The sequence below is a fragment of the Mycolicibacterium confluentis genome (genome assembly GCF_010729895.1).
Classification (GTDB): Bacteria; Actinomycetota; Actinomycetes; order Mycobacteriales; family Mycobacteriaceae; genus Mycobacterium; species Mycobacterium confluentis.
In genome coordinates, this window is record NZ_AP022612.1 from 76580 (window position 1) to 97346 (window position 20767).

Consider the following 20767-nt stretch of genomic DNA (forward strand, 5'->3'; position numbering starts at 1 on the left):
GGCGACACGCCGACGCAGGTCGAACACGTTGCACTGACCTGCCCTTACCGTGAGTAACGTGTTGGAACTGGAACCGCATGGCCCCCTGCCGCCGGAGATCTACCGGCGCCGCCGAGCGTTGGCGATCGGCGTTGCGGCTCTGGTCGTAGTGGTCGTCATCGCGATCGTGGTGCTGGTGGCAAGCAGTGGCGGGTCCCCTGAGACCAAGCCGGCCGGCAACTCCGAACCGAACACCGCGCAGGGGCCGCTGGCGGAGACGCCGACTCCCGAAGTGAAGACGCCCGTGGTGCCGCCCGCCGATGCCAGCCCCGCGCAGACACCCACGCCGACGGCTGCTGTTGAGCCCCCGCCGGTGCTCAAAGAGGGCGACGACTGCCCGGACTCCACGCTGGCGGTCAAGGGCATCACCAACGAGCCTCGCTACACCATCGGGGATCAGCCGAAATTCACCATGGTCGTGACCAACATCGGTCTGGTCGGCTGCCAGCGTGACGTGGGAGCCGCGGTGCTGTCGGCCTACGTGTACTCGCTGGAGAACAAGCGGCTGTGGTCCAACCTCGACTGCGCGCCGTCGAACGAGACCCTGGTCAAGACGTTCAACCCGGGTGAGCAGGTGACCACCGAGGTGACCTGGACGGGGATGGGCTCCGAACCGGAGTGCCCGCTGCCCCGTCAGCCGATCGGCCCCGGGACGTACAACCTTGTCGTGCAGTTGGGCAATCTGAGATCGGCCACCGTGCCGTTCATCCTCGCGGAACCATCGGCCGAGCCGCCCGCCGAGGCCCCCGCCGACGCGCCTGCGCCGCCACCGGGCGGCTAAGCCAAGCGGTCGGCGATCGTCGACTCGGCCAACTGCGACAGGCCCTCTCGGACGTGGCGGGCCCACATCGCGCCGATGCCCTCGACCGACTGCAGGTCGGTTGCGCTGGCCGCCAGCAGGCCCTGCAGTGAGCCGAAGTTGCGCACCAGCAGGTCGACGTGGGCGAACTGCAGCCGCGGAATCTCGGCCATCGCGCGGTAACCCCGCGAACTGAGCGCCGAGTCCTGCGCCTCGACCGTCGGGGGATAGCCGAACACCCTTGCCAGGGCAGTGAAGTCGAGCAGTTCGGTGTCCGACAGGGTGTCGAGTTCCTCGAGCGTGCCCGCGATCTGCGCCTTCGAGGGCGGGTCGGGGTTGGCGTGGTAGTCGCGCACGATGAGCTCCCGCGCGGTGTCGTTGCCGCCGAGCAGTTCCTCCAACTGCAGACGCAGCTGCCGGCCATCAGTGCCGAGTTCCACGACGTCGCTGTCGATTTCTAGCCCGATGCGACGGACCATCTCGAGCCGCTGCACCACCGTCATGACGTCGCGCAGCGTCACGAAGTCCTCGATCTCGGCGGCCGACAGCTGCCGGCTCACCTCGTCGAGGCGGGCCTTGTAGCGCTCCAGCGTCGCGATCGCCTGGTTGGCTCTCGACAGGATGGTTGCCGAATCGGCCACCACATGCCGCTCGCCCGCGACGTACACCGTCACGATGCTCATCGAATGGCTGACCGAGATCACCGGGAAACCGGTCTGGATCGCGGTGCGCTCCGCGGAGCGGTGCCGAGTACCGGACTCGTCGGTGGGGATCGACGGATCGGGAACCAACTGGACGTTGGCCCGTACGATGCGATCGCCCTCGGTCGACAGCACCACGGCGCCGTCCATCTTCGACAGTTCGCGCAACCGCGTCGGGGCGTAGCGGACATCGAGCGAGAAGCCACCGTCGCAGATGGCCTCGACGCTGTCGTCATAGCCCAGCATGATCAGGGCGCCCGTACGGCCGCGCAGGATGCGCTCCAGGCCGTCGCGCAGCGGTGTGCCGGGCGCCAGGCGTGCGACGGTCTCACGCAGCGTGGGACGCTGCGTGCTCGCGTTGTCGACTGGCCTCTTGGCTGGCGTCACGGTTAACCATTGTCCCCCGTGCCCGGACGCTTCGGGCGGCCGTCCACCACTTTGAGTTCAGGTCGCGGCGCGGGTGTGACCACAGTGGGCTTACGGCGGGGGTTGGTGGCGATGCTGAGCAGCTCCTGCAGCGCCGCCCCGATGGTGGCCACCTCGATGACCCGCATGCCCGACGGAGCCGCTTTCACACCGACGGGCACCAGTGCCGTGGTGAACCCGAGCCGGGCGGCCTCGGACAACCGCCGGTCGATGCCCGTAACCCGGCGCAGATCACCGGCCAGACCCACCTCGCCGATCACCACGGCCGACGACGGCAGGCACAGGTCGGCGAACGCCGACGCGATCGCGAGTGCCACGGCAAGGTCCGATGACGGGTCAGTGAGCCGCATGCCGCCCACGGTCGACAGGTAGATGTCACGTTCCCCGAGGCGAACCCCCGCGCGGTTCTCCAGGACGGCCGCGGTCATGGCCGCCCGGGACTGGTCCAGGCCGCTGACCGTTCGCCGCGGTGACGTGACGTTGGACAGCCCCACCAGCGCCTGGATTTCGCCGATCAGCGGGCGCTTGCCGTCGAGCGTGACCGTGACCGCGGTGCCGGAGACAGGTTCCGGCCGCTGGTCCATGAACAGCCCGGACGGGTCGGCCACGCACTCGATGCCGCTCTCCTGCAGCATGAAGCAGCCGACCTCGTCCGCAGCGCCGAACCGATTCTTGACCCCGCGCACCATCCGCAGTGAGCTGCTTCGGTCTCCCTCGAAGTGCAGCACGACGTCCACGAGGTGCTCAAGCGAGCGCGGACCAGCGATCGCGCCGTCCTTGGTGACGTGCCCGACGAGCACCATCGCCACCGCGGGTTTGCTCGCGGTCTTGGCGTAGCTGGTCAGGGCCGTCGTGATGGCCCGAACCTGGGTGACACCACCGGTGACGCCGTCGCTGTCGGCGCTCGACAACGTCTGCACCGAGTCGACGATCACCAGGGTGGGTTTGACCGCCTCGAGATGCGCCAGCACTGCGTCGAGATCGGATTCGGCCACCAGATACACCTCGTCGTGCGTGCATCCCGTGCGTTCGGCACGCATCCGGATCTGGCCGGCCGACTCCTCGCCGGACACGTAGAGGGCACGGCGGCCGGTCTCGGCCCAGCGGTGTGCCACCTCGAGCAGCAGCGTCGATTTCCCGACGCCGGGCTCACCGGCCAGCAGCGTGACGGAACCGGGCACGATGCCGCCACCTAGGACACGGTCGAGCTCACTGACGCCTGTGGCGTAATGCCGGGTCTGATCGGGTTCGATCGAACTGATGGACACCGCGGCCGACGACGGCGCGATGGCCCGATGCGCACGGCCGCCCATCGAGGACAGCACCGCGGCCTGTTCGACCGTTCCCCAGGTGCCGCACTCAGCGCAGCGGCCAACCCATTTCGCGGTGACGTGCTCGCACTCGGTGCAGCGGTACTGCGTCCGCGCCTTGGTTCCTGACCTGCCCACGCGGTGACGGTATCGGCCGGGTGTGACAGATCTGGTCAGGCTCGCGGATCAGTGAAGCGGGGCTTCCTGCCGCGGGGCGTTGCCCGCCGAGATCGGGACTGCGACGGTGTGCTCGCCGGCCTTCTCGAACTTGAAGGTGAAGTCGTAGGTCAGCCCGTTGCGGATCGGCTTGCTCAGCGCGACGGTGGCCTTCGCGACGTCGGCCTCTTCGATCTTGGACAGTTCCTCGACGCCGTCGGGCGAACCGATGACCAGGACGCCGTTGGCGGGCAGTTCCTTCTCGCCCGTGACGGTGACCTCGCCGATGTCGGTGGTGATGCCGACGAGTCGATCGGCGCGGTCGGGGGACAGGTTGGCCGCGGTGAAGACCAGGTCCACGTCCTGACCGGGTTCCAGCGCGTCACCCTTCTCGACAGCCTGGATGTGGATGTTGCGCAGCGCGACGTTGTCGAACGTTGCCAGGGTGCCGTTGACTGCGGGCTCCTGGGTGGCGACCTGCGACACCTGCCCAGCGCTACAGCCGACCACGGCCGACGCGATGAGCAGCGCGCAGGCGGCGACTCCGGTGCGCTTCCGGGTGCGCACGGTGAATGCCCGGGGGGCATCGAAAGAGATCACGGAAAGCCTCCTGCTCGCGAACGCCACAAGTTCGACTATGCAGAGTAGTAGGTGCTGCAACCGCGCGGTAGCCGAGGTCCACTGCGGCCCCGCTGAGCCGCCTCAGGTGTGCTCTGGCGCACGCCCAGCGGGGCCGAGCCACAGCCGAAATCACGCTTGATGGAACAGGTTCCAGCCCTGGTGTGCCCCCGCTCACATTGCATGGAATCGCAATGGTGTCAACCCCCTGCATTCATCCGCACGGCCCCTGACCTGCATCGTTGATCCGCGCCGGTTCGAGCACCGTGGTACCCTGAGGGAGTGAAAGGGGCTCGAAACTGATGATTTTTAAGGTCGGAGACACCGTCGTCTATCCACACCACGGTGCTGCGTTGATCGAGGCGATCGAAACCCGGACCATCAAAGGCGAGCAGAAGGAATATCTCGTCTTGAAGGTTGCCCAGGGCGATCTCACTGTTCGAGTTCCCGCTGATAACGCTGAGTATGTCGGCGTCCGCGATGTGGTGGGGCAGGAGGGTCTGGACAAGGTGTTCCAGGTCCTGCGCGCGCCGCACACGGAGGAGCCGACGAACTGGTCGCGCCGTTACAAGGCGAACCTCGAGAAGCTCGCTTCCGGGGACGTGAACAAGGTGGCCGAGGTCGTCCGCGACCTGTGGCGTCGTGACCAGGAGCGTGGTCTCTCGGCGGGCGAGAAGCGGATGCTGGCCAAGGCCCGGCAGATTCTGGTCGGCGAGCTGGCGCTGGCGGAGAACACCGACGACGCCAAGGCTGAGATCATCCTTGACGAGGTTCTGGCTGCCGCCTCCTAGCGTTTACGCAGATGGGGCGCACAATCGCCATCGTTCCCGCCGCGGGGTCGGGTCAGCGTCTTGGGGCAGGTATTCCCAAGGCGTTCGCCAAGCTGGCGGGCAAACCACTCGTCGAACTCGCGCTTGAGGGGCTCGCCGCTTCTGGTGTCGTGGACGGCGCCGTCGTAGCGGTGCCCGCCGAGCGCACCGACGAAGCCAAGTTGATTCTGGGTGGATCGAAGCTGCCGGTGACCGTGGTCGCCGGCGGCGACGACCGCACCGAATCGGTTCGCAATGCGCTGGCCGCCGCCGAGGACGCGGAGTTCGTCCTCATTCACGACGCGGCCCGCCCGCTCACTCCGCCCTCCCTGATCGCACGCGTCGTCGAGACACTGCGTGCGGGGCACAGTGCGGTGGTCCCAGTGCTCCCGCTGGTCGACACGGTGAAGGCCGTTGACGCCAACGGTGTCGTGCTGGGCACACCGGAGCGGGACGGACTGCGTGCAGTCCAGACCCCGCAGGGTTTCGCGACGGAGACGCTGGCCCGCGCGTATGCGCGAGCGGGTGAATCGGCGTTCACCGACGACGCATCGATTGTCGAGAACATCGGCGGTCAGGTGCAGACCGTCGCGGGGGACCCGTTGGCATTCAAAATCACCACGCCGCTGGATCTGCGGCTCGCTCAGGCAGTGCTGGCCGGTGACTGAGCTGCCCAGGGTCGGCCTGGGCACAGACGTGCATCCGATCGAGCCGGGCCGGCCATGTCATCTGCTGGGTCTGCTGTTCCCCGACGCAGACGGATGCGCGGGCCACTCCGACGGTGACGTCGCCGTGCACGCCCTGTGCGATGCGCTTTTATCCGCCGCGGGACTCGGAGACATCGGCGGCGTGTTCGGGGTCGGGGATCCGCGCTGGGCCGGAGTGACGGGGGCCGCGATGCTCACGCATGTCCGTGGACTGCTCGAGGAGAACGGCTTCCGGGTCGGCAACGCCGCGGTGCAGGTGATCGGCAACCGACCCAAGGTCGGGCCGCGACGCGTCGAGGCGCAGGAGACGCTGTCGGGCCTGCTGGGCGCCCCGGTGTCGGTGTCCGCAACCACCACCGACGGCCTGGGATTAACCGGCCGTGGTGAGGGTCTGGCGGCCGTTGCGACGGCCCTCGTGGTCACCGATGCCGATTCTGGCCGCTCAGGGCGGTAAGCTGGCCCGTCGTGACCGATCGCGTGGGCCATCCCGGGGGCCTGAGACTGCACGACACCATGACTGGTGCCGTGCGTGACTTCGTCCCGGTTCAAGCTGGTCACGCATCGATCTATCTGTGCGGTGCCACGGTGCAGGGCCTGCCGCACATCGGTCACGTCCGCAGCGGTGTCGCGTTCGACGTGCTGCGCCGCTGGCTGGTCGCCAAGGGCTACGACGTCGCGTTCATCCGCAATGTCACCGATATCGACGACAAGATCCTGAACAAGGCCGCCGCGGCGGGCCGGCCGTGGTGGGAGTGGGCCGCGACCCACGAGCGTGCCTTCACGGCCGCCTATGACGCCCTCGGGGTGCTTCCCCCGTCGGCCGAACCCCGCGCCACCGGGCACATCACGCAGATCGTCGAGTTGATCGAGCGACTCATCGACGGTGGACACGCCTACGCAGGTGGCGGCGACGTCTACTTCGACGTGCTGAGCTATCCGGAGTACGGCGCACTGTCCGGGCATCGCATCGACGACGTGCACCAGGGCGAGGGCGCTGCCACCGGCAAGCGTGACCAGCGCGACTTCACCCTGTGGAAGGGCGCCAAGCCTGGCGAACCGTCATGGCCCACCCCGTGGGGCCGGGGCCGGCCTGGTTGGCACTCCGAATGCGTCGCGATGGCGCACGAGTACCTCGGCGGAACCTTCGACATCCATTGCGGCGGAATGGATCTGGTGTTCCCGCACCATGAGAACGAGATCGCCCAGGCCAAGGCCGCGGGTGACGGGTTCGCGCAGTTCTGGCTGCACAACGGCTGGGTCACCATGGGTGGCGAGAAGATGAGCAAATCGCTGGGCAATGTGCTCGCGATTCCGGCTGTGCTGCAACGTGTTCGGGCCGCAGAACTGCGGTACTACCTGGGCAGCGCGCACTACCGGTCCATGCTGGAGTTCTCCGAGACCGCACTGCAGGACGCGGTGAAGGCCTACACCGGCATCGAAGAATTTCTGCACCGAGTGCGCACCCGCGTCGGTGGCGTCGTGCCCGGTGAGGTCACCGAGAAGTTCGCGGCGGCCCTCGACGACGATCTGTCGGTTCCGATCGCGCTTGCCGAGGTGCACACCATCCGCGCCGACGGCAACCGCGCCCTCGACGCCGGAGACCATGCCGGGGCCATGGCCCACGCATCGGCGATCCGCGCCATGATGGGCATCCTGGGCTGCGACCCCCTCGACGAACGCTGGGAGACCCGCGACGAGACGTCCGCGGCACTGGCCGCCGTCGATCATCTGGTGCACTGGGCACTGGAGGGTCGCGCGCAGGCGCGGGCCAACCGGGACTGGGCACAGGCCGACCAGATCCGCGATCGTCTCAAAGAGGCCGGGATAGACGTGACCGACACCGCTGACGGTCCACAGTGGTCACTGCTGGACGGAGATGCCAAGTAATGGCTGGAAATTCACAGCGTCGCGGCGCAATTCGCAAGGCTGGCACCAAGAAGGGCCCGACTGTGGGCTCAGGTGGAAACCGGCGTCGTGGAGTCGAGGGTCGGGGCGCGACACCGCCCGCCCACATGCGGCCCCACCACCCCGCCGCCAAGCGCGCCAACAAGGCCGCCCGGCAGCAGCAGGGTCGGCCGAAGAAGACGGACGACACCGAGATCGTCCTCGGCCGCAACCCGGTGGTGGAGTGCCTGCGCGCGGGTGTCCCCGCGACCGCGCTCTACGTGGCGTTGGGCACCGAGAACGACGAGCGCCTGACGGAGTCGGTGACCCGGGCCGCCGACGCGGGCATTCCGATCCTGGAGGTGGCCCGCGTCGACCTCGACCGGATGAGCACCAACGGACTGCATCAGGGCATCGCCCTGCAGGTGCCGCCGTACAACTATGCGCATCCCGACGACCTGCTTCGGGCCGCCGCCAACGACCATGAGCCCGCCCTGGTGGTGGCGCTGGACAACATCTCCGATCCGCGCAACCTGGGCGCGATCGTGCGGTCCGTCGCAGCCTTCGGTGGGCACGGAGTGCTCATCCCGCAGCGCCGGTCGGCTTCGGTCACCGCGGTGGCGTGGCGGACCAGTGCGGGTGCTGCGGCCCGTATTCCCGTCGCCCGCGCGACGAATCTCAACCGGTCGCTCAAGGATTGGGCCGACTCCGGGGTGCAGGTCGTGGGCCTCGACGCCGAGGGTGACACCAACCTCGACGATCTGGACGGCATCGGACCGGTGGTCGTCGTGGTCGGTTCGGAGGGTAAGGGCCTGTCCCGACTGGTCCGGCAGAACTGCGACGCGATCGTGTCGATTCCGATGGCCGGGGAGACCGAGTCGCTCAACGCGTCGGTGGCCGCAGGCGTGGTGCTTGCCGAGATCGCGCGCCAGCGTCGTCGCCGCTGATCGTCAGATTCCCAACACTCGCGTCCCAAACCACAGCGCGACGACGGCCAGAACCAGCGTCACCGGTACGGTGACCACCCCAAGCGCACTGAATTCCCTTGCGCTGGTGGGAACTTCTCTGCTCTGCAGCACGCGGCGCCACAGCAGATTGGCCAGCGATCCGACGTAGGTCAGGTTCGGGCCGATGTTGACCCCGATGAGCAGCGCCAGGATGGCCGCGGGGCCACTCGCGGTGACCAGCGGCAGCAGCACCAACACCGCGGGCAGATTGTTGACCAGGTTGGCCAGCACCGCCGCCGCGGCCGCGATCCCGAGCAGGGCCAGCAGGCTTGTGCCGTCGGGGATCAGCCGTCCCAGCCACGTCGCCAACCCGTTGTCCATGACGGCCTGCACCACGATGCCCAGCGCCAGGACGAAGACCAGGAACGGTACGTGCACCGAGCGCACCAGACCCGCGACGGTGCTGCGCCTGCGCGCGAGGCTGCGCACGGTCAGCACGGCGGCCCCCGCCAGCGCCGCCCACACCGGGTCCAGGCCGATCAGCGACGTCGCGGCGAAGCCGGCCAGCGTCAGGCCGAGCACCGCCAGGACGAACTTGGGCAGGTGCGGGACGTCCGCGGGCGCGACGACGGGGACGGGCACAAGCTCACGGGCGAAGAAGCGCCGGAACACGACGTACTCCGCGGCGATCGCCACGAGCCACGGCCCGGCCATCAGCAGCGTGAAGTCGGTGAACGACAACCCCGCCGCCGCGACCGCGGAGAAGGCCAACAGATTGGTCAGGTTGGACACCGGCAGCAGCAGCGACGCCGTGTTCGACAGGTGCGCGGTGGCGTAGGCGTGCGGTCGGACCGGCGCGTCCAGGGTGCGGGCGGTGACGAGCACCACCGGTGTCAGCAGCACGATCGTGGCGTCGAGCGACAGCACGGCCGTGGTCGCCGAGGCGAGGACGAACACCTGACCCAGCAGCGTGGCGGGCCTGCCCGCACTCGCGCGGGCCATCATCGCACCGAACGCCCGGAACAGGCCCTCGTCGTCGCACAGCTTGGCCAGCAGCAGGACTGCGGCCAGGAAGGCCACGACGGGGAACAGTCGCCGCACCTCGGCCGCCGCGGCATCGAGCGTCAGCGCGCCGACCAGGACCAGGACCGACGCCGCGGGCACCGCGACCGCGGCCTCGGGCCAGCCCTCGGGACGCGCGATCGCGAAGATCAGTACCAGGGCCAGCAGGGCGAACGACAGGATCAGGGTGAAGGTCAACTCCACGGATCCTCGCGTCGCCACACCGTCGGAAGGTGCAGCGCCACACCGTCGTGGGCCGCGAGGTCGCGCAGCACGCGCAGGGTGAAGTCCAGGTCGTCGGCTGCGTAGGGCAGTGCGCGCAGTGGTGCCGACAGGGGGCGGAAGAAGTCGTCCCAGTGGATGCCGATCACGGTCCTCGCGCCTACCGCGCGCACTGTCTCGGTCCAGTACTGCCGCAGGTAATCGGCGGACTGCAGGCCCAGTTGTCCCAGGCCGAGGTAGGCCACCTCGGCCCGGTGCCCGGCCAGCGCGCCCGCGACGAACCCCGCGCTGCCCTGCACCAGGCAGCGCCGCCCGGACGGGATGTGCGTGATGAGGGTGGACCAGGCCTCGCCGCACCGGTATGCGCCGACCTTGACCGGCGGTCGCACGAGTGCGGAGATGGTGCCGGGGTAGCGGTCGGGTGGGCAGTGGTGGGACTCGATCAGGGTCACCTCGAATGCGCCGAAGGTCATCGGTTCACCCGGCGTGCTGACGAGGATCTGCGCATCCGGCAGGCCGTGCCCGCGTCCGACGTTGGCCGTCGACTCGCCGCCGACCAGGACCGCGCTCATGCGTTCGGCGACCAGTGCCGAGTCCAGCACGTGGTCGTAGTGGCTGTGCACGGGCAGGACCGCGTCCAGGCGCTGCCTGGACAGGCGCGCCAGGCACCCGTCGACGCGGGGTGTGGACGGCGCGATCCGGCCCAGTCCGACTCGGGCCAACGACGGGCGGGAGAAGAACCCGTCGGTCAGCACGGCCGAGTCGCCGTCGTCGAACAGCAGGGTCGAGACGCCCAGCCAGGTGACCGCCAGCGCTGAGTCGGACGCGGCGGTGGACACCGTGAACATGTCGCCGTAGCGCGCCAGGTCTGGTCGGCCGGGTTTGAGGCGCATCAGCTGACGATAATCGCGGTCACCCGGCTCACGCGAAGGCACGCAACGTGATGCCCTCGGCCAGCAGGCGGTCGCGCACGGCCCGGGCGATCTGCACGGCGTCGGGTGAATCGCCGTGCACGCAGATCGATTCGGCCTCCACCGCAACGTCGGATCCGGCCACCGACCGCACCATGCCGGTGGCCACCATCGTGGCGACCCGTTCGGCGATCTCGACCGGGTCGTGCAGCACGGCACCGGGTTCTCGCCGCGACACCAGCTGGCCGTCGGGGCGGTAGGCGCGGTCGGCGAACACTTCGGCCACCGTTCGAAGACCCAGCCGCCGGCATTCGTCGAAGAACACCGATCCGGGCAGGCCGAGCACCGGCAGTGCCGGATCGACCGCATGTACGGCCTCGGCGACCGCGCGCGCCTGCTCCTGGTGCGTGACGATCGTGTTGTACAGCGCCCCATGGGGTTTGACGTAGGTGACGCGCGACCCCGCGATCCGGGCCAGGGCCTGCAGGGCGCCGATCTGATAAACCACCTCGGCGGTGAGGTCGGTGGGTTCGACGTCGATGAAGCGACGGCCGAACCCGTGAAGGTCGCGATACCCCACCTGGGCGCCGATCCCGATGCCACGGGTGGCCGCGGCCGCGCAGGTGCGCGCCAGCCCGGCGGGATCTCCAGCATGGAAACCGCACGCGATGTTCGCGCTCGTGACGACGTCGAGCATGGCCTCGTCGTCGGCCACCTGCCACACTCCAAAGCCCTCGCCGAGGTCGGCGTTCAGATCGACCGTGCGCATACCTCCAGCCTATTGCGGACGGCGGGGTTGAGGCCGATTGGCCGCGCTTGTTGAAAACGGTTATCGTTATCGGGTGAATCTCTCGCGCCCAATCTCCGCCCTCACCGTCGCCGCGCTCGCGCTCGGATTGACCTCGTGCTCTGACCAGCGACCGGCGGAGACCGAGGCCACGGGCGACACCGCATGCCCCACGACCCCGGTCAACGTCGTGGTCAGCGTCGACCAGTGGGGTGACATCGTGTCCCAACTCGGCGGTGCCTGCGCAAACGTGACGACCGTCGTGGCCGCGACGTCGGTCGACCCGCATGATTTCGAGCCCTCGCCGGCCGACGCGGCGAAGTTCCGCGACGCCCAACTCGTCGTCCTCAACGGTGGCCACTACGACGAGTGGGCCGCGAAACTCGCGCAGACTTCCGCTCCGACCGCTGCGGTCGTGAATGCGGTCGCCATCGAACACGCCGACCACTCCGATCATGCGGACCATTCCGATCATGCGGATCACCCCGCGGACGCGCATGCCTGGTATGACCCGGCCGCCGTGGTCGGCGTCGCCGATGCGGTCACCGCGAAACTCACCGAACTCGCGCCCGCGGCGCGGGACCACTTCGCTGATCGCCGAGCGGACTTCGCCGAGGCGCTGCGCCCCTACGAGGCCGCCATCGCGGCGATCAAGGCCGGTGCCTCGGGCCGCGGTTACGCAGCCACCGAGGGCGTCTTCAACCCGATGGGCCAGGCCCTCGGGCTGCAGAACCGCACCCCCGCGGGCTATCAGGCCGCGACGAACAACGACGGCGACCCAACGCCCGCCGATCTGGGTGCGTTCCTTACGCTGCTTGGCGACAAGGGTGTCGACGTGCTGATCTTCAACACCCAGACGGAGGGTTCGGTGCCCGCCCAACTGCGCGCCGCGGCCGAGGCGGCCGGAATCCCGGTGGTGAACGTGACCGAAACGGTGGCGCCCGGGTCGGATTCGTTCGAGGCTTGGCAGGTGGACCAACTCACCGCACTGGCCGAGGCCCTTGGTGTCTCACTCTGAGGCCGATCCCGACGTCACACCCGCGCTGTCCTTCGACGACGTCAGCGTCGTCCGCGGGGGTCGGCTGATCTGGTCGGAGGGCACGTTCGACGTGCCCGCCGGCGGCATCACCGCGGTCATCGGATCCAATGGGTCGGGCAAGACCACGCTGCTCAAGGTCGTGCTGGGCCTGACCCGGGTGGCCTCAGGCGAGGTCCGGGTACTGGGCCGGGCGCCCGGGCAGGCCACCGACCTCATCGGCTACGTACCGCAGAACTACGCCGCGGCCGCGGGCCACGCCATTCGCGCCACCGATGCGGTGATGCTCGGCCTGATCGGGAATCGCTGGGGCTTCGCGTGGCCGCGACCGGAGGAGCGGCACCGAGTGATGGAGACGCTGGCCGCCGTCGGGGCCAGCGACTTCGCCCGGCGCAGGCTGTCCGAACTGTCGGGCGGTCAGCGCCAGCGGGTGGCGATCGCGGAGGCACTGGTGAGCCGGCCCCGCCTGCTGATCCTCGATGAGCCGTTGACGGCCCTGGACCTGCGGCACCAGCGTGAGATCGTCACCCTGCTCGGCCGCATCCGCGACGAGTTCGGCGTGACGATCCTGGTGGTGGCCCACGACCTCAACCCGCTGCTCGGCGTCCTCGACAGTGCGATCTACCTCCTCGACGGCCACGCGCACTTCGCGCTCATGAACGAGGTCGTCGACGGCGAACTGCTCAGCCACCTGTACGGCACCTCGATCCAGGTCGTCCACACTCCGCAGGGCGACCTGTACATGCGGAGCGTGTGATGACCACTGAACTGATCGCGATGGGCTACCAGCACAACTGGTGGCAGATCCTGACCTCGGGTTTCATGCGCAACGCCCTGATCGGCGGCACGCTGGTCGCGCTGGCCGCGGGACTGATCGGCTACTTCATCGTGGTGCGCAACACCGCGTTCGCCGCACACGCATTGGCGCACATCGGATTTCCCGGTGCGACGGGAGCCGTACTGGTCGGCGTCCCGGTGACGCTGGGACTCGGGGTGTTCTGCATCGGCGGTGCGCTTGTGATCGGAGCGCTCGGCAAGAAGGCCGACGACCGTGAGATCGCCACCGGCACGGTCCTGGCCGCTGCCACCGGCCTGGGCCTGTTCTTCAGCTCATTGGCCACCAAGAGCACCAGCACCGTGACCAACGTGCTGTTCGGAAATCTGTTGGCCGTCACGCACGCGCAGTTGGTCACCTTCGGGGTGCTGGTGCTGGTGTTGGCGGTCGCCATCACCGCACTGTTCCGCCCTCTGCTGTTCTCCTCGGTCAACGCTGACGTCGCCGAGGCCAAAGGTGTGCCGGTGCGGGCACTGTCGGTGGTCTTCATGGCCCTGCTCGGTCTGGCCGTCACGATGGCGGTCCAGGCGGTCGGCACGCTGCTGCTGTTCGCGCTCGTGGTGACGCCCGCGGCGACCGCGATCATGCTGACCGCGCGCCCGATCGCGGCCATGGCGACCTCGACTGTGCTGTCGCTGCTGGCGGTCTGGGGTGGTCTGGTCGTCTCCGCGATCCTCAATCTGCCGCCGAGTTTCGCGATTGTCACGTTGGTCTGTGCGGTCTGGCTGGCCGTGTGGGCATTCAATCAGCGCGCCGCGGCGGTGCCGAAGGGCGACTCCCGCGCCCGGATGAACTAGCCTCCCAGAGCATGCCCAGAAGTCCCACGCCCCGGCGTCGGGCCACGCTGGCTTCTTTGGCCGCCGAACTGAAGGTTTCGCGCACCACGATCTCCAATGCGTACAACCGGCCAGACCAGTTGTCCCCCGATCTTCGCGAACGCATTCTGGCGACGGCCAAGCAGATGGGCTACGCCGGACCGGATCCCGTCGCGCGCTCACTGCGCACGCGCAAGGCGGGTGCGGTGGGCCTCGTCATCACCGAACCGCTGACGTACTCCTTCAGCGACCCCGCGGCCCTGAACTTCGTGGCGGGCCTGGCCGAGACCTGCGAGCAGGCCGGACAGGGGTTGCTGCTGGTGGCGGTCGGGCCAAGTCGCTCGGTCGAGGAGGGTTCGAGTGCGGTGCTGTCGGCGGGCGTCGACGGTTTCGTGGTCTACGCGGCCCCCGATGAGGACCCCTACCTGCAGTTGGTGCGGGAGCGCGGTCTGCCACTCGTGGTGGTGGACCAACCCAGTGACGTGCCCGGTGCCTCGTTCGTCGGCATCGCGGACCGCGCCGCGATGCGTGAACTCGCCGACTATGTGGTGGGTCTGGGGCATCGCGAGATCGGCCTGCTGACACTGCGTTTGGGCAACCGTGACGACGCCGATGCCGACGGGCGTGCGCAGGCCGCGCTGGTGTCTTCGGAGCGATTGCGGGACACGCCCTTTCGCGCGCAGTCCGAACGCATCGCGGGCGTGCGCGACGCGATGTCCGCGGCAGGGCTTGGCGACGACGCGCTGACCATTGTGGAGAGCTTCGAGCACGACGCCGTCTCCGGCGGCGCCGCAGCGGAATTGGCGTTGACCGCCAACCCCCGGATCACGGCGCTGATGTGCACGGCCGACGTGTTGGCGCTGGCGGCGATGGACCATCTGCGGGCGCGCGGCATCTACGTACCGGGTCAGATGACCGTCACCGGATTCGACGGGGTTCCCGAAGCCGTCAAACGAGGACTGACGACGGTGTCGCAACCCAGCCTGGAGAAGGGCAGGCGCGCAGGCAGTCTGCTGCACCAACCGCCCCGGTCGGGACTGCCGGTCGTCGACATTCTGCCGACCGAACTGATTCGTGGGCGGACGGCGGGCCCGCCCGGTTAATCGCCGCGGCGCAACTGCACCAGGAACTCGAGTGCCGCCGCGACGTCCTCGGGGGTCTCGACGCGGTGGGTGGCCAGGGTTTCGCCCGGGCCGACCTTGACGGCGACATCGCTGTCACGCAGGCGACGGAACGCCTTCTCGTCGGTCACGTCGTCCCCGAAGTACACCACCGCATCCGCGTCGGCGCCCTCCCGCAGGATGTCGATGGCCTCACCCTTGTCGGTTGTGATCACCGCGAACTCCAGGACGGCCTTGCCCGCGGTGGACTCGGCATTCCAGGACTTTCCGGCGGCGACCGCCGCGGCCAGCGCCGCCTCGCCGTCCTCGGGGGAGGCATTGCGCACATGAAGGGCCACGCTCGCGCGTTTGGGCTCGACGGTGACACCTGGGTGGCGGTCGGCGATCGCGGTCAACTCCGCGGTGATGGTCGCGAGCAGGCCCTCGTCGATCTCGTGGGCGAAGCCGTGCGCGAATTCGGCGCCGTGGCTGCCGACCAACTGCACGGTCTCAGACATCCCCGACAGTGCGGCCAGGTCGGTGAGGCCCCGGCCCGAGATCAGCGCAACCGTGATTCCCGGTTGTTCGGCGAGCGCGTGCAGCGCGTCGGCGGCGTGGGGCAGCGGACGGGCGTCGGCCGGATGGTTGACGATCGGCGCCAGCGTGCCGTCGAAGTCGGAGGTGACCAGCAGTCGCGGCAGGGCCGCCACAGTCCGCAGCGCGGACGTCAGATCCGCTGGCAGTGGACGCACCGGGTCAGGGGTTGGTCGCGCCGGACTCGACCCCAGCGCCGTCGCCGATCAGCAGGCGCACAGCAAGGTCCAGGCGCTTGCTGACGTCGGTGGCCGAGGCCCGCCGGGTGAGCCAGGCCAGCAGATTCGACAGCCACACGTCGGAGATCACGCGGGCGATGTGGTACTGGTCCTCGCTCGGTTCGCCGTCGGCCATGGCGCGGGCGAACATCGAGTCGATGATCTTCTCGACGTGGTCGACCTCACCGGCCGCGGAGGCGTCGGCGAAGACGTAGGCGCGTGTCATCGCCTCGGTCAGCAACGGGTTCCGCTGCATGGCGCGGTTCAGCTTGCTCACCATGAAGTTCAGTCGCTGGTAGGGCGTGCCGCCGGCGATCACCGTGCGGTCCGTCTTGGCGTCGATCCGCTCGAACTCCCGGCCCAGCGCCGACACCAGCAGGTGCACCTTGGACGGGAAGTAGCGGTAGAGCGTTCCGACGGCGACGTCGGCGCGGTCGGCCACGGCGCGCATCTGGACGGCCTCGTAACCGCCCTTGGAGGCGATGGCCATGGTGGCGTCGAGGATGCGCTTGCGCCGCTCGCGCTGGGCATCGGATCCGAGTTCGGACTCGGCGAGGACGGGCACGGTCATGACCTGACGCGGTTGTGTACCGGTGGTTGCTGACCGTGTGTTCGTCGCCATTCCGCCCTCGACTCCTCACCTTGGCGTGTCTGAGCGAAACGATACGCATGGTCGCCGCTAATCTCGTACCTCCGCCAATCCCCTGTGGCCGGAAACACGCCCGCTGAGCGTCCCCCGCCTCGTTTGCGCACATTCGACTTGACTGCCGAACACTGGCAATATTAGAACACGTTCTAGTGGGCCGCACCGGTCTTATTCCGCCGAACCGAGGACTGAGTGGTTTCCGTGACTTCCAACACCAGCATCTCCGAGGAGATCGCCGCCCGTGACCTGGTCCGCAGTTGGGCCTCGGGGTCCGGCGGCATCGCCGCCGCACGAGATGTCGAACAGGGTGAGCCCGGGGCCTGGCGGCCCGTCTACGAGGGCCTGGCCGAACTAGGGCTGTTCGGTGTCGCGGTCGACGAGGAGGCCGGCGGCGCAGGCGCGTCGGTGACCGACCTGTGCGCCATGCTCGACGAGGCCGCCTACGCCCTGGTGCCCGGCCCGGTCGCCTCCACCGCACTGGCCACACTGCTGCTCGACGACGCCGAGGCCCTCGGCGCGCTCATCTCCGGTGAGCGGGTCGCCGCGGTGGCGCTTGCCGCCGACGTGCGCCTCGACGGTGACACGGTGTCGGGTAGGGCCGACCACGTGCTCGGCGCCGAACCGGGTGCCCTGCTGCTGCTCCCGGCGGGGGACCAGTGGGTGCTGGTCGACGGTGCCGCGGCGGGCGTGACGATCTCGGCGTTGCCGGCCACCGACTTCTCCCGTCCGCTGGGGCGCGTCGATCTGGACTCGGCGCCGGCGAGCGTGTTGGCGGTGTCACCGCAGCGGGTGGCGGATCTGGCCGCGACGGTGCTGGCCGCCGAGGCCGCGGGCGTGGCGCGCTGGGCGCTGCACACCGCGGTCTCCTACGCCAAGGTCCGAGAGCAGTTCGGCAAGCCGATCGGCAGCTTCCAGGCCATCAAGCACATGTGCGCGGAGATGCTGCTGCGCTCCGAGCAGGCCTCGGTGGCCGCCGCGGATGCGGCCCGCGCCGCCGCGGAGTCGGCCGGATCCGACGACGACCAGCTGTCGATCGCCGCCGCGGTCGCCGCCGCCGCGGGCATTGCCGCGGCGGGCATTGCCGCGGCCAAGGCCAACGCCAAGGACTGCATCCAGGTGCTCGGTGGCATCGGCATCACCTGGGAGCACGACGCGCACCTTTACCTGCGTCGCGCTTATGGCATCGAGGCGGCGCTGGGCGGGCGGCGTCACTGGCTGCGCCGCGTGGCTCAGCTGACCGCCGACGGCGTGCGGCGCACCCTCGACATCGACCTCAGTTCCGTCGAGCAGTTGCGGCCCGAGATCGCCGCGACCGTGGCCGAGGTGGCCGCGCGCCCAGCCGAGGAGCGGCAGCGCGCGCTGGCCGACGCCGGGTTGCAGGCGCCGCACTGGCCGCGGCCGTACGGCCGGGACTCCTCGCCGGCCGAGCAGCTTCTCATCGATCAGGAACTCGAGGCCGGTGGCGTCGAGCGGCCGGATCTGGTCATCGGATGGTGGGCCGCACCCACGATCCTCGAGCACGGCAGTCCGGAGCAGGTGCAGCGGTTCGTGCCCGCGACGTTGCGCGGTGACGTCATCTGGTGCCAGCTGTTCAGCGAGCCGGGCGCGGGATCCGACCTGGCCGCGCTGCGCATGAAAGCCGTTCGCGCCGAAGGTGGTTGGCGACTCACCGGACAGAAGGTGTGGACCTCGGCCGCGCAGAAGGCGCACTGGGGTGTCTGCCTGGCGCGCACCAATCCCGACGTCGCCAAGCACAAGGGCATCACGTACTTCCTGATCGACATGACGTCACCGGGCATCGTGATCCGTCCGCTGCGTGAGATCACCGGCGATGAACTGTTCAACGAGGTGTTCTTCGACGACGTCTTCGTGCCCGACGAGATGGTGGTCGGCACGGTCGACGACGGCTGGCGCCTGGCCCGCACCACTCTGGCCAACGAGCGTGTCGCGATGGCGCAGGGCACGGCCCTGGGCAATCCGATGGAGGAACTGCTCGGCACGGTCCGCGACGGTGGACTCGACCCGGCCGATCTCGATCGCCTCGCCGAGTTGATCGTCTCGGCCCAGGTGGGGTCGCTGCTGGATCAGCGGATCGCCCAGCTCGCCGTCGGCGGTGGGGATCCGGGACCACAGGCCAGTGCGCGCAAGCTGATCGGGGTTCGGTACCGGCAGGGGCTGGCGGAGTTCCGGATGGAACTGTCCGAGGGTGCGGGCGCGGTCATCGGCCCGCGCGTGCACGACTTCCTCAACACCCGCTGCCTGACCATCGCGGGCGGTTCCGAGCAGATCCTGCTGAACCTGGCCGGCGAGCGCCTGCTCGGCCTGCCCCGCTGACCTGGTTCAGAACCGGGTGTGGCTGCAGGCGCTGGGTGACGTGAGGTTCACGCCGGAGTAGACCACCTGGATGTTCGTGCAGACGATGAAGTCGGAGTCGGTGGCCGGCCTGCCGGTGTTCCAGTCCGTGGGCACCGAACTGCCGGCGACGGTGAACCGCTCGAGTGGTCCGCCGCCGTAGTAGACGTTGGTGATCTCGACGTTGGTCGGCGAGCGGAACATCTTCGACAGGACACCGTCGTAGTTGCCGCCCTTGGTCTCTCGGGGGGCCCACGACGGAGAGCTGTAGTCGACCTCCTGCCAGACGTTGCGGGCCATGCTGCGCACGGTGACCGTCTGCCGCGCCCACAGGTCGTTGGGGAACGTGATCGGACCGTCGGGTGTCATCAGGTTGGCCCGCGCCGTGAAGTGGCACCGGTTCTCGCCGGGGATGCAGTCGGCGGTGGTGTGGACCTCGAGTTGGGTGATTCCGTCCACGGGGATGGACGCGTCGCCGCTGTCGAAGGCCGCGCCCGCCAGAGCGGGTTGGGTCATGGCGGCCAGCACCGCGAGTCCGCCGGTCAGCACTGCAAGTCGCCGCATGATCATCGAAAGTATCCCGTCAGCTATTCGTCGTAGGTCACTTCGACCGAATCGGACACCGGTGTGGCCTGGCAGCCCAGGATCAGGCCCTCCTCGAGGTCCGAGGGCTCCAGCACGTCGTTGATCTCCATATCGACCGCGCCGTTCTTCATCAGCACCGCGCACGCGCCGCAGTGGCCCTCGCGGCACGAGAACGGCGCGTCGAGGCCCTTGTCGAGCAGCACGTCGAGCAGCTTGGCCTTGCGCGGCCAGTTGATCTCGTGGGTCGTCCCGTCCAGGGTGACGACGGCAGTCGCCGGCCCCTGATCGTCGTCGTCGCTGTCGTCGATCACGACTTTGGCGAACGGGTCGCTGTCCAGCGACTTGAACACCTCGACGTGCACCTGGTCGGCGGGCACGGACAGCGAGCCCAGTGCGTCCTGTGCGGCGGCCATGAACGGGCCGGGGCCGCAGATGAACACCTGCCGGTCGGTGAAGGGTGCGGCCAGGCGGGCCAGTGCGGGTGCACTCGGCAGGCCCTGCACGGACTCCAGCCAGTGCACCACCGAAAGACGGTCGGGGTGCTTGGCGGTCAGTTCGCGCAGTGCGTCCGCGAAGATCACCGAGCCCTCGTCGCGGTTGGCGTAGATCAGCGTCACCTGACCGGAGCCCTCCGAGAGCGCCGACTTACAGATCGCCATCATCGGTGTGATGCCGCTGCCGCCCGCCACCAGGAGGAAGTCGGTGTCGAGGTCCTTCGGCACGAAGGTTCCCGAGGGCGCCAGCACGTGGATGCGCATGCCGGGATGGGCGTTGTCGCACAACCAGTTCGACGCGTAGCCGCCCGCCGTGCGCTTGACGGTGACCGCCAGCGCGTCGTCACTGAACGGGGACGTGCACAGCGAGTAGCAGCGGGCGACCGATCCCGTCCGGTCGGAGGGGATCCGCAGGGTCAGGAACTGCCCGGGGGAGTAGCGGAGTCGTTCAGCGGGGATCTCGGCACCGTCCGGCACCGCGAAGACCAGCGACCGTGCGTCGTCGGTCTCGGCGATGACGTCCGCCACCTGCAGTTCCAGCACGTGGCTGCCCAGAGGCTCGTCGGTCACCGGTACACCCTTTCTCAGTACTCGATCACTACACAACTAGAACAGGTTACAAAAACGAACCTCTGCAGGTCCAGCGGCTGTATGAGGACGCTGCTCGACACAAATCGTAACGTGTTCTAGTCTGGCTTCAGCATTTCTGATGTA

The 20767-nt window shown here is 68.8% G+C and carries 21 protein-coding genes; 11 read left to right on the forward strand and 10 right to left on the reverse strand.

Going from position 1 to position 20767, the window contains the following annotated elements:
- The first annotated feature begins 58 nt into the window (after positions 1-58).
- On the forward strand, positions 59-820 hold the full coding sequence (locus G6N34_RS00360) for a hypothetical protein (protein ID WP_179965711.1): 762 nt from the start codon (positions 59-61) through the stop codon (positions 818-820).
- Here the strand turns inward: G6N34_RS00360 and disA are convergent.
- From disA to G6N34_RS00375, 3 genes are read right to left on the reverse strand one after another with little or no spacing between them, the layout of a single operon-like run.
- Positions 817-1926 carry a DNA integrity scanning diadenylate cyclase DisA gene (gene disA, locus G6N34_RS00365; protein WP_085155683.1) on the reverse strand — a complete coding sequence of 370 codons (1110 nt, stop codon included), beginning with the start codon at positions 1924-1926 and terminating at the stop codon, positions 817-819. The genes G6N34_RS00360 and disA overlap by 4 nt on opposite strands.
- Positions 1927-1928: 2 nt before the next feature.
- Positions 1929-3413, reverse strand: coding sequence for a DNA repair protein RadA (radA, locus tag G6N34_RS00370; RefSeq protein WP_085155685.1), 1485 nt, complete (start codon positions 3411-3413; stop codon positions 1929-1931).
- A gap of 48 nt (positions 3414-3461) precedes the next feature.
- A complete protein-coding gene (locus G6N34_RS00375) occupies positions 3462-4031 on the reverse strand; it encodes a copper chaperone PCu(A)C domain-containing protein (RefSeq protein WP_234813079.1) in 570 nt (189 codons plus the stop codon).
- A gap of 320 nt (positions 4032-4351) precedes the next feature.
- On the opposite strand from G6N34_RS00375, the gene carD reads away from it, so the two are divergent.
- From carD to rlmB, 5 genes are read left to right on the forward strand one after another with little or no spacing between them, the layout of a single operon-like run.
- Positions 4352-4840: an RNA polymerase-binding transcription factor CarD gene (carD, locus tag G6N34_RS00380; protein WP_078021125.1), complete on the forward strand. Its 489-nt coding sequence runs from the start codon at positions 4352-4354 to the stop codon at positions 4838-4840.
- Between the two features lie 11 nt (positions 4841-4851).
- Positions 4852-5526, forward strand: a complete 675-nt coding sequence (ispD, locus tag G6N34_RS00385; protein WP_085155687.1) for a 2-C-methyl-D-erythritol 4-phosphate cytidylyltransferase — start codon at positions 4852-4854, stop codon at positions 5524-5526.
- A 1-nt stretch (position 5527) separates the two neighbouring features.
- A complete protein-coding gene (ispF, locus tag G6N34_RS00390; RefSeq protein ID WP_085155842.1) occupies positions 5528-6019 on the forward strand; it encodes a 2-C-methyl-D-erythritol 2,4-cyclodiphosphate synthase in 492 nt (163 codons plus the stop codon).
- Positions 6020-6042: 23 nt separating this feature from the next.
- Positions 6043-7452, forward strand: coding sequence for a cysteine--tRNA ligase (gene cysS / locus G6N34_RS00395; protein ID WP_264017074.1), 1410 nt, complete (start codon positions 6043-6045; stop codon positions 7450-7452).
- Positions 7452-8396 (forward strand): 23S rRNA (guanosine(2251)-2'-O)-methyltransferase RlmB, encoded by a 945-nt coding sequence (gene rlmB, locus G6N34_RS00400; protein WP_085155691.1) that lies wholly within the window; start codon positions 7452-7454, stop codon positions 8394-8396. The genes cysS and rlmB overlap by 1 nt, the downstream gene beginning before the upstream one ends.
- Positions 8397-8399: 3 nt before the next feature.
- Here the strand turns inward: rlmB and G6N34_RS00405 are convergent, their stop codons facing one another.
- The 3 genes from G6N34_RS00405 to G6N34_RS00415 are packed head-to-tail and all read right to left on the reverse strand — an operon-like array spanning position 8400 to position 11360.
- Positions 8400-9644, reverse strand: a complete 1245-nt coding sequence (locus G6N34_RS00405) for an SLC13 family permease (RefSeq protein WP_085155844.1) — start codon at positions 9642-9644, stop codon at positions 8400-8402.
- An 8-nt stretch (positions 9645-9652) separates the two neighbouring features.
- The gene (locus G6N34_RS00410) at positions 9653-10573 is read right to left on the reverse strand and encodes an MBL fold metallo-hydrolase (RefSeq protein ID WP_085155693.1); all 921 of its coding nucleotides are present in this window, start codon (positions 10571-10573) and stop codon (positions 9653-9655) included.
- A gap of 28 nt (positions 10574-10601) precedes the next feature.
- Positions 10602-11360 (reverse strand): LamB/YcsF family protein, encoded by a 759-nt coding sequence (locus G6N34_RS00415; protein WP_085155695.1) that lies wholly within the window; start codon positions 11358-11360, stop codon positions 10602-10604.
- A 127-nt stretch (positions 11361-11487) separates the two neighbouring features.
- Here G6N34_RS00415 and G6N34_RS00420 point away from each other — a divergent pair, with 127 nt between their 5' ends.
- From G6N34_RS00420 to G6N34_RS00435, 4 genes are read left to right on the forward strand one after another with little or no spacing between them, the layout of a single operon-like run.
- Positions 11488-12396, forward strand: coding sequence for a metal ABC transporter solute-binding protein, Zn/Mn family (locus G6N34_RS00420; protein WP_085155847.1), 909 nt, complete (start codon positions 11488-11490; stop codon positions 12394-12396).
- The gene (locus G6N34_RS00425) at positions 12383-13171 is read left to right on the forward strand and encodes a metal ABC transporter ATP-binding protein (RefSeq protein ID WP_085155697.1); all 789 of its coding nucleotides are present in this window, start codon (positions 12383-12385) and stop codon (positions 13169-13171) included. The genes G6N34_RS00420 and G6N34_RS00425 overlap by 14 nt, the downstream gene beginning before the upstream one ends.
- Positions 13171-14046 (forward strand): metal ABC transporter permease, encoded by an 876-nt coding sequence (locus tag G6N34_RS00430; protein ID WP_085155699.1) that lies wholly within the window; start codon positions 13171-13173, stop codon positions 14044-14046. The genes G6N34_RS00425 and G6N34_RS00430 overlap by 1 nt, the downstream gene beginning before the upstream one ends.
- Before the next feature lie 11 nt (positions 14047-14057).
- Entirely contained in the window at positions 14058-15167 is a 1110-nt protein-coding gene (locus tag G6N34_RS00435) for an Rv3575c family transcriptional regulator (RefSeq protein ID WP_085155701.1), read from the forward strand.
- Here the strand turns inward: G6N34_RS00435 and otsB are convergent.
- Together otsB and kstR are read right to left on the reverse strand one after the other, a co-directional pair.
- Complete coding sequence (gene otsB, locus G6N34_RS00440) at positions 15164-15916, reverse strand: trehalose-phosphatase (RefSeq protein WP_109788657.1); 753 nt, start codon at positions 15914-15916, stop codon at positions 15164-15166. The two genes, G6N34_RS00435 and otsB, sit on opposite strands and share 4 nt — an antisense overlap.
- Positions 15917-15920: 4 nt before the next feature.
- On the reverse strand, positions 15921-16598 hold the full coding sequence (kstR, locus tag G6N34_RS00445) for a cholesterol catabolism transcriptional regulator KstR (protein WP_085155703.1): 678 nt from the start codon (positions 16596-16598) through the stop codon (positions 15921-15923).
- Positions 16599-16823: 225 nt separating this feature from the next.
- On the opposite strand from kstR, the gene G6N34_RS00450 reads away from it, so the two are divergent.
- Positions 16824-18956: an acyl-CoA dehydrogenase family protein gene (locus G6N34_RS00450; protein ID WP_235680623.1), complete on the forward strand. Its 2133-nt coding sequence runs from the start codon at positions 16824-16826 to the stop codon at positions 18954-18956.
- Between the two features lie 6 nt (positions 18957-18962).
- Here the strand turns inward: G6N34_RS00450 and G6N34_RS00455 are convergent, their stop codons facing one another.
- The gene (locus tag G6N34_RS00455; RefSeq protein WP_085155853.1) at positions 18963-19538 is read right to left on the reverse strand and encodes a hypothetical protein; all 576 of its coding nucleotides are present in this window, start codon (positions 19536-19538) and stop codon (positions 18963-18965) included.
- A gap of 23 nt (positions 19539-19561) precedes the next feature.
- Entirely contained in the window at positions 19562-20623 is a 1062-nt protein-coding gene (locus G6N34_RS00460) for a ferredoxin--NADP reductase (protein ID WP_085155707.1), read from the reverse strand.
- Positions 20624-20767 lie beyond the last annotated feature (144 nt).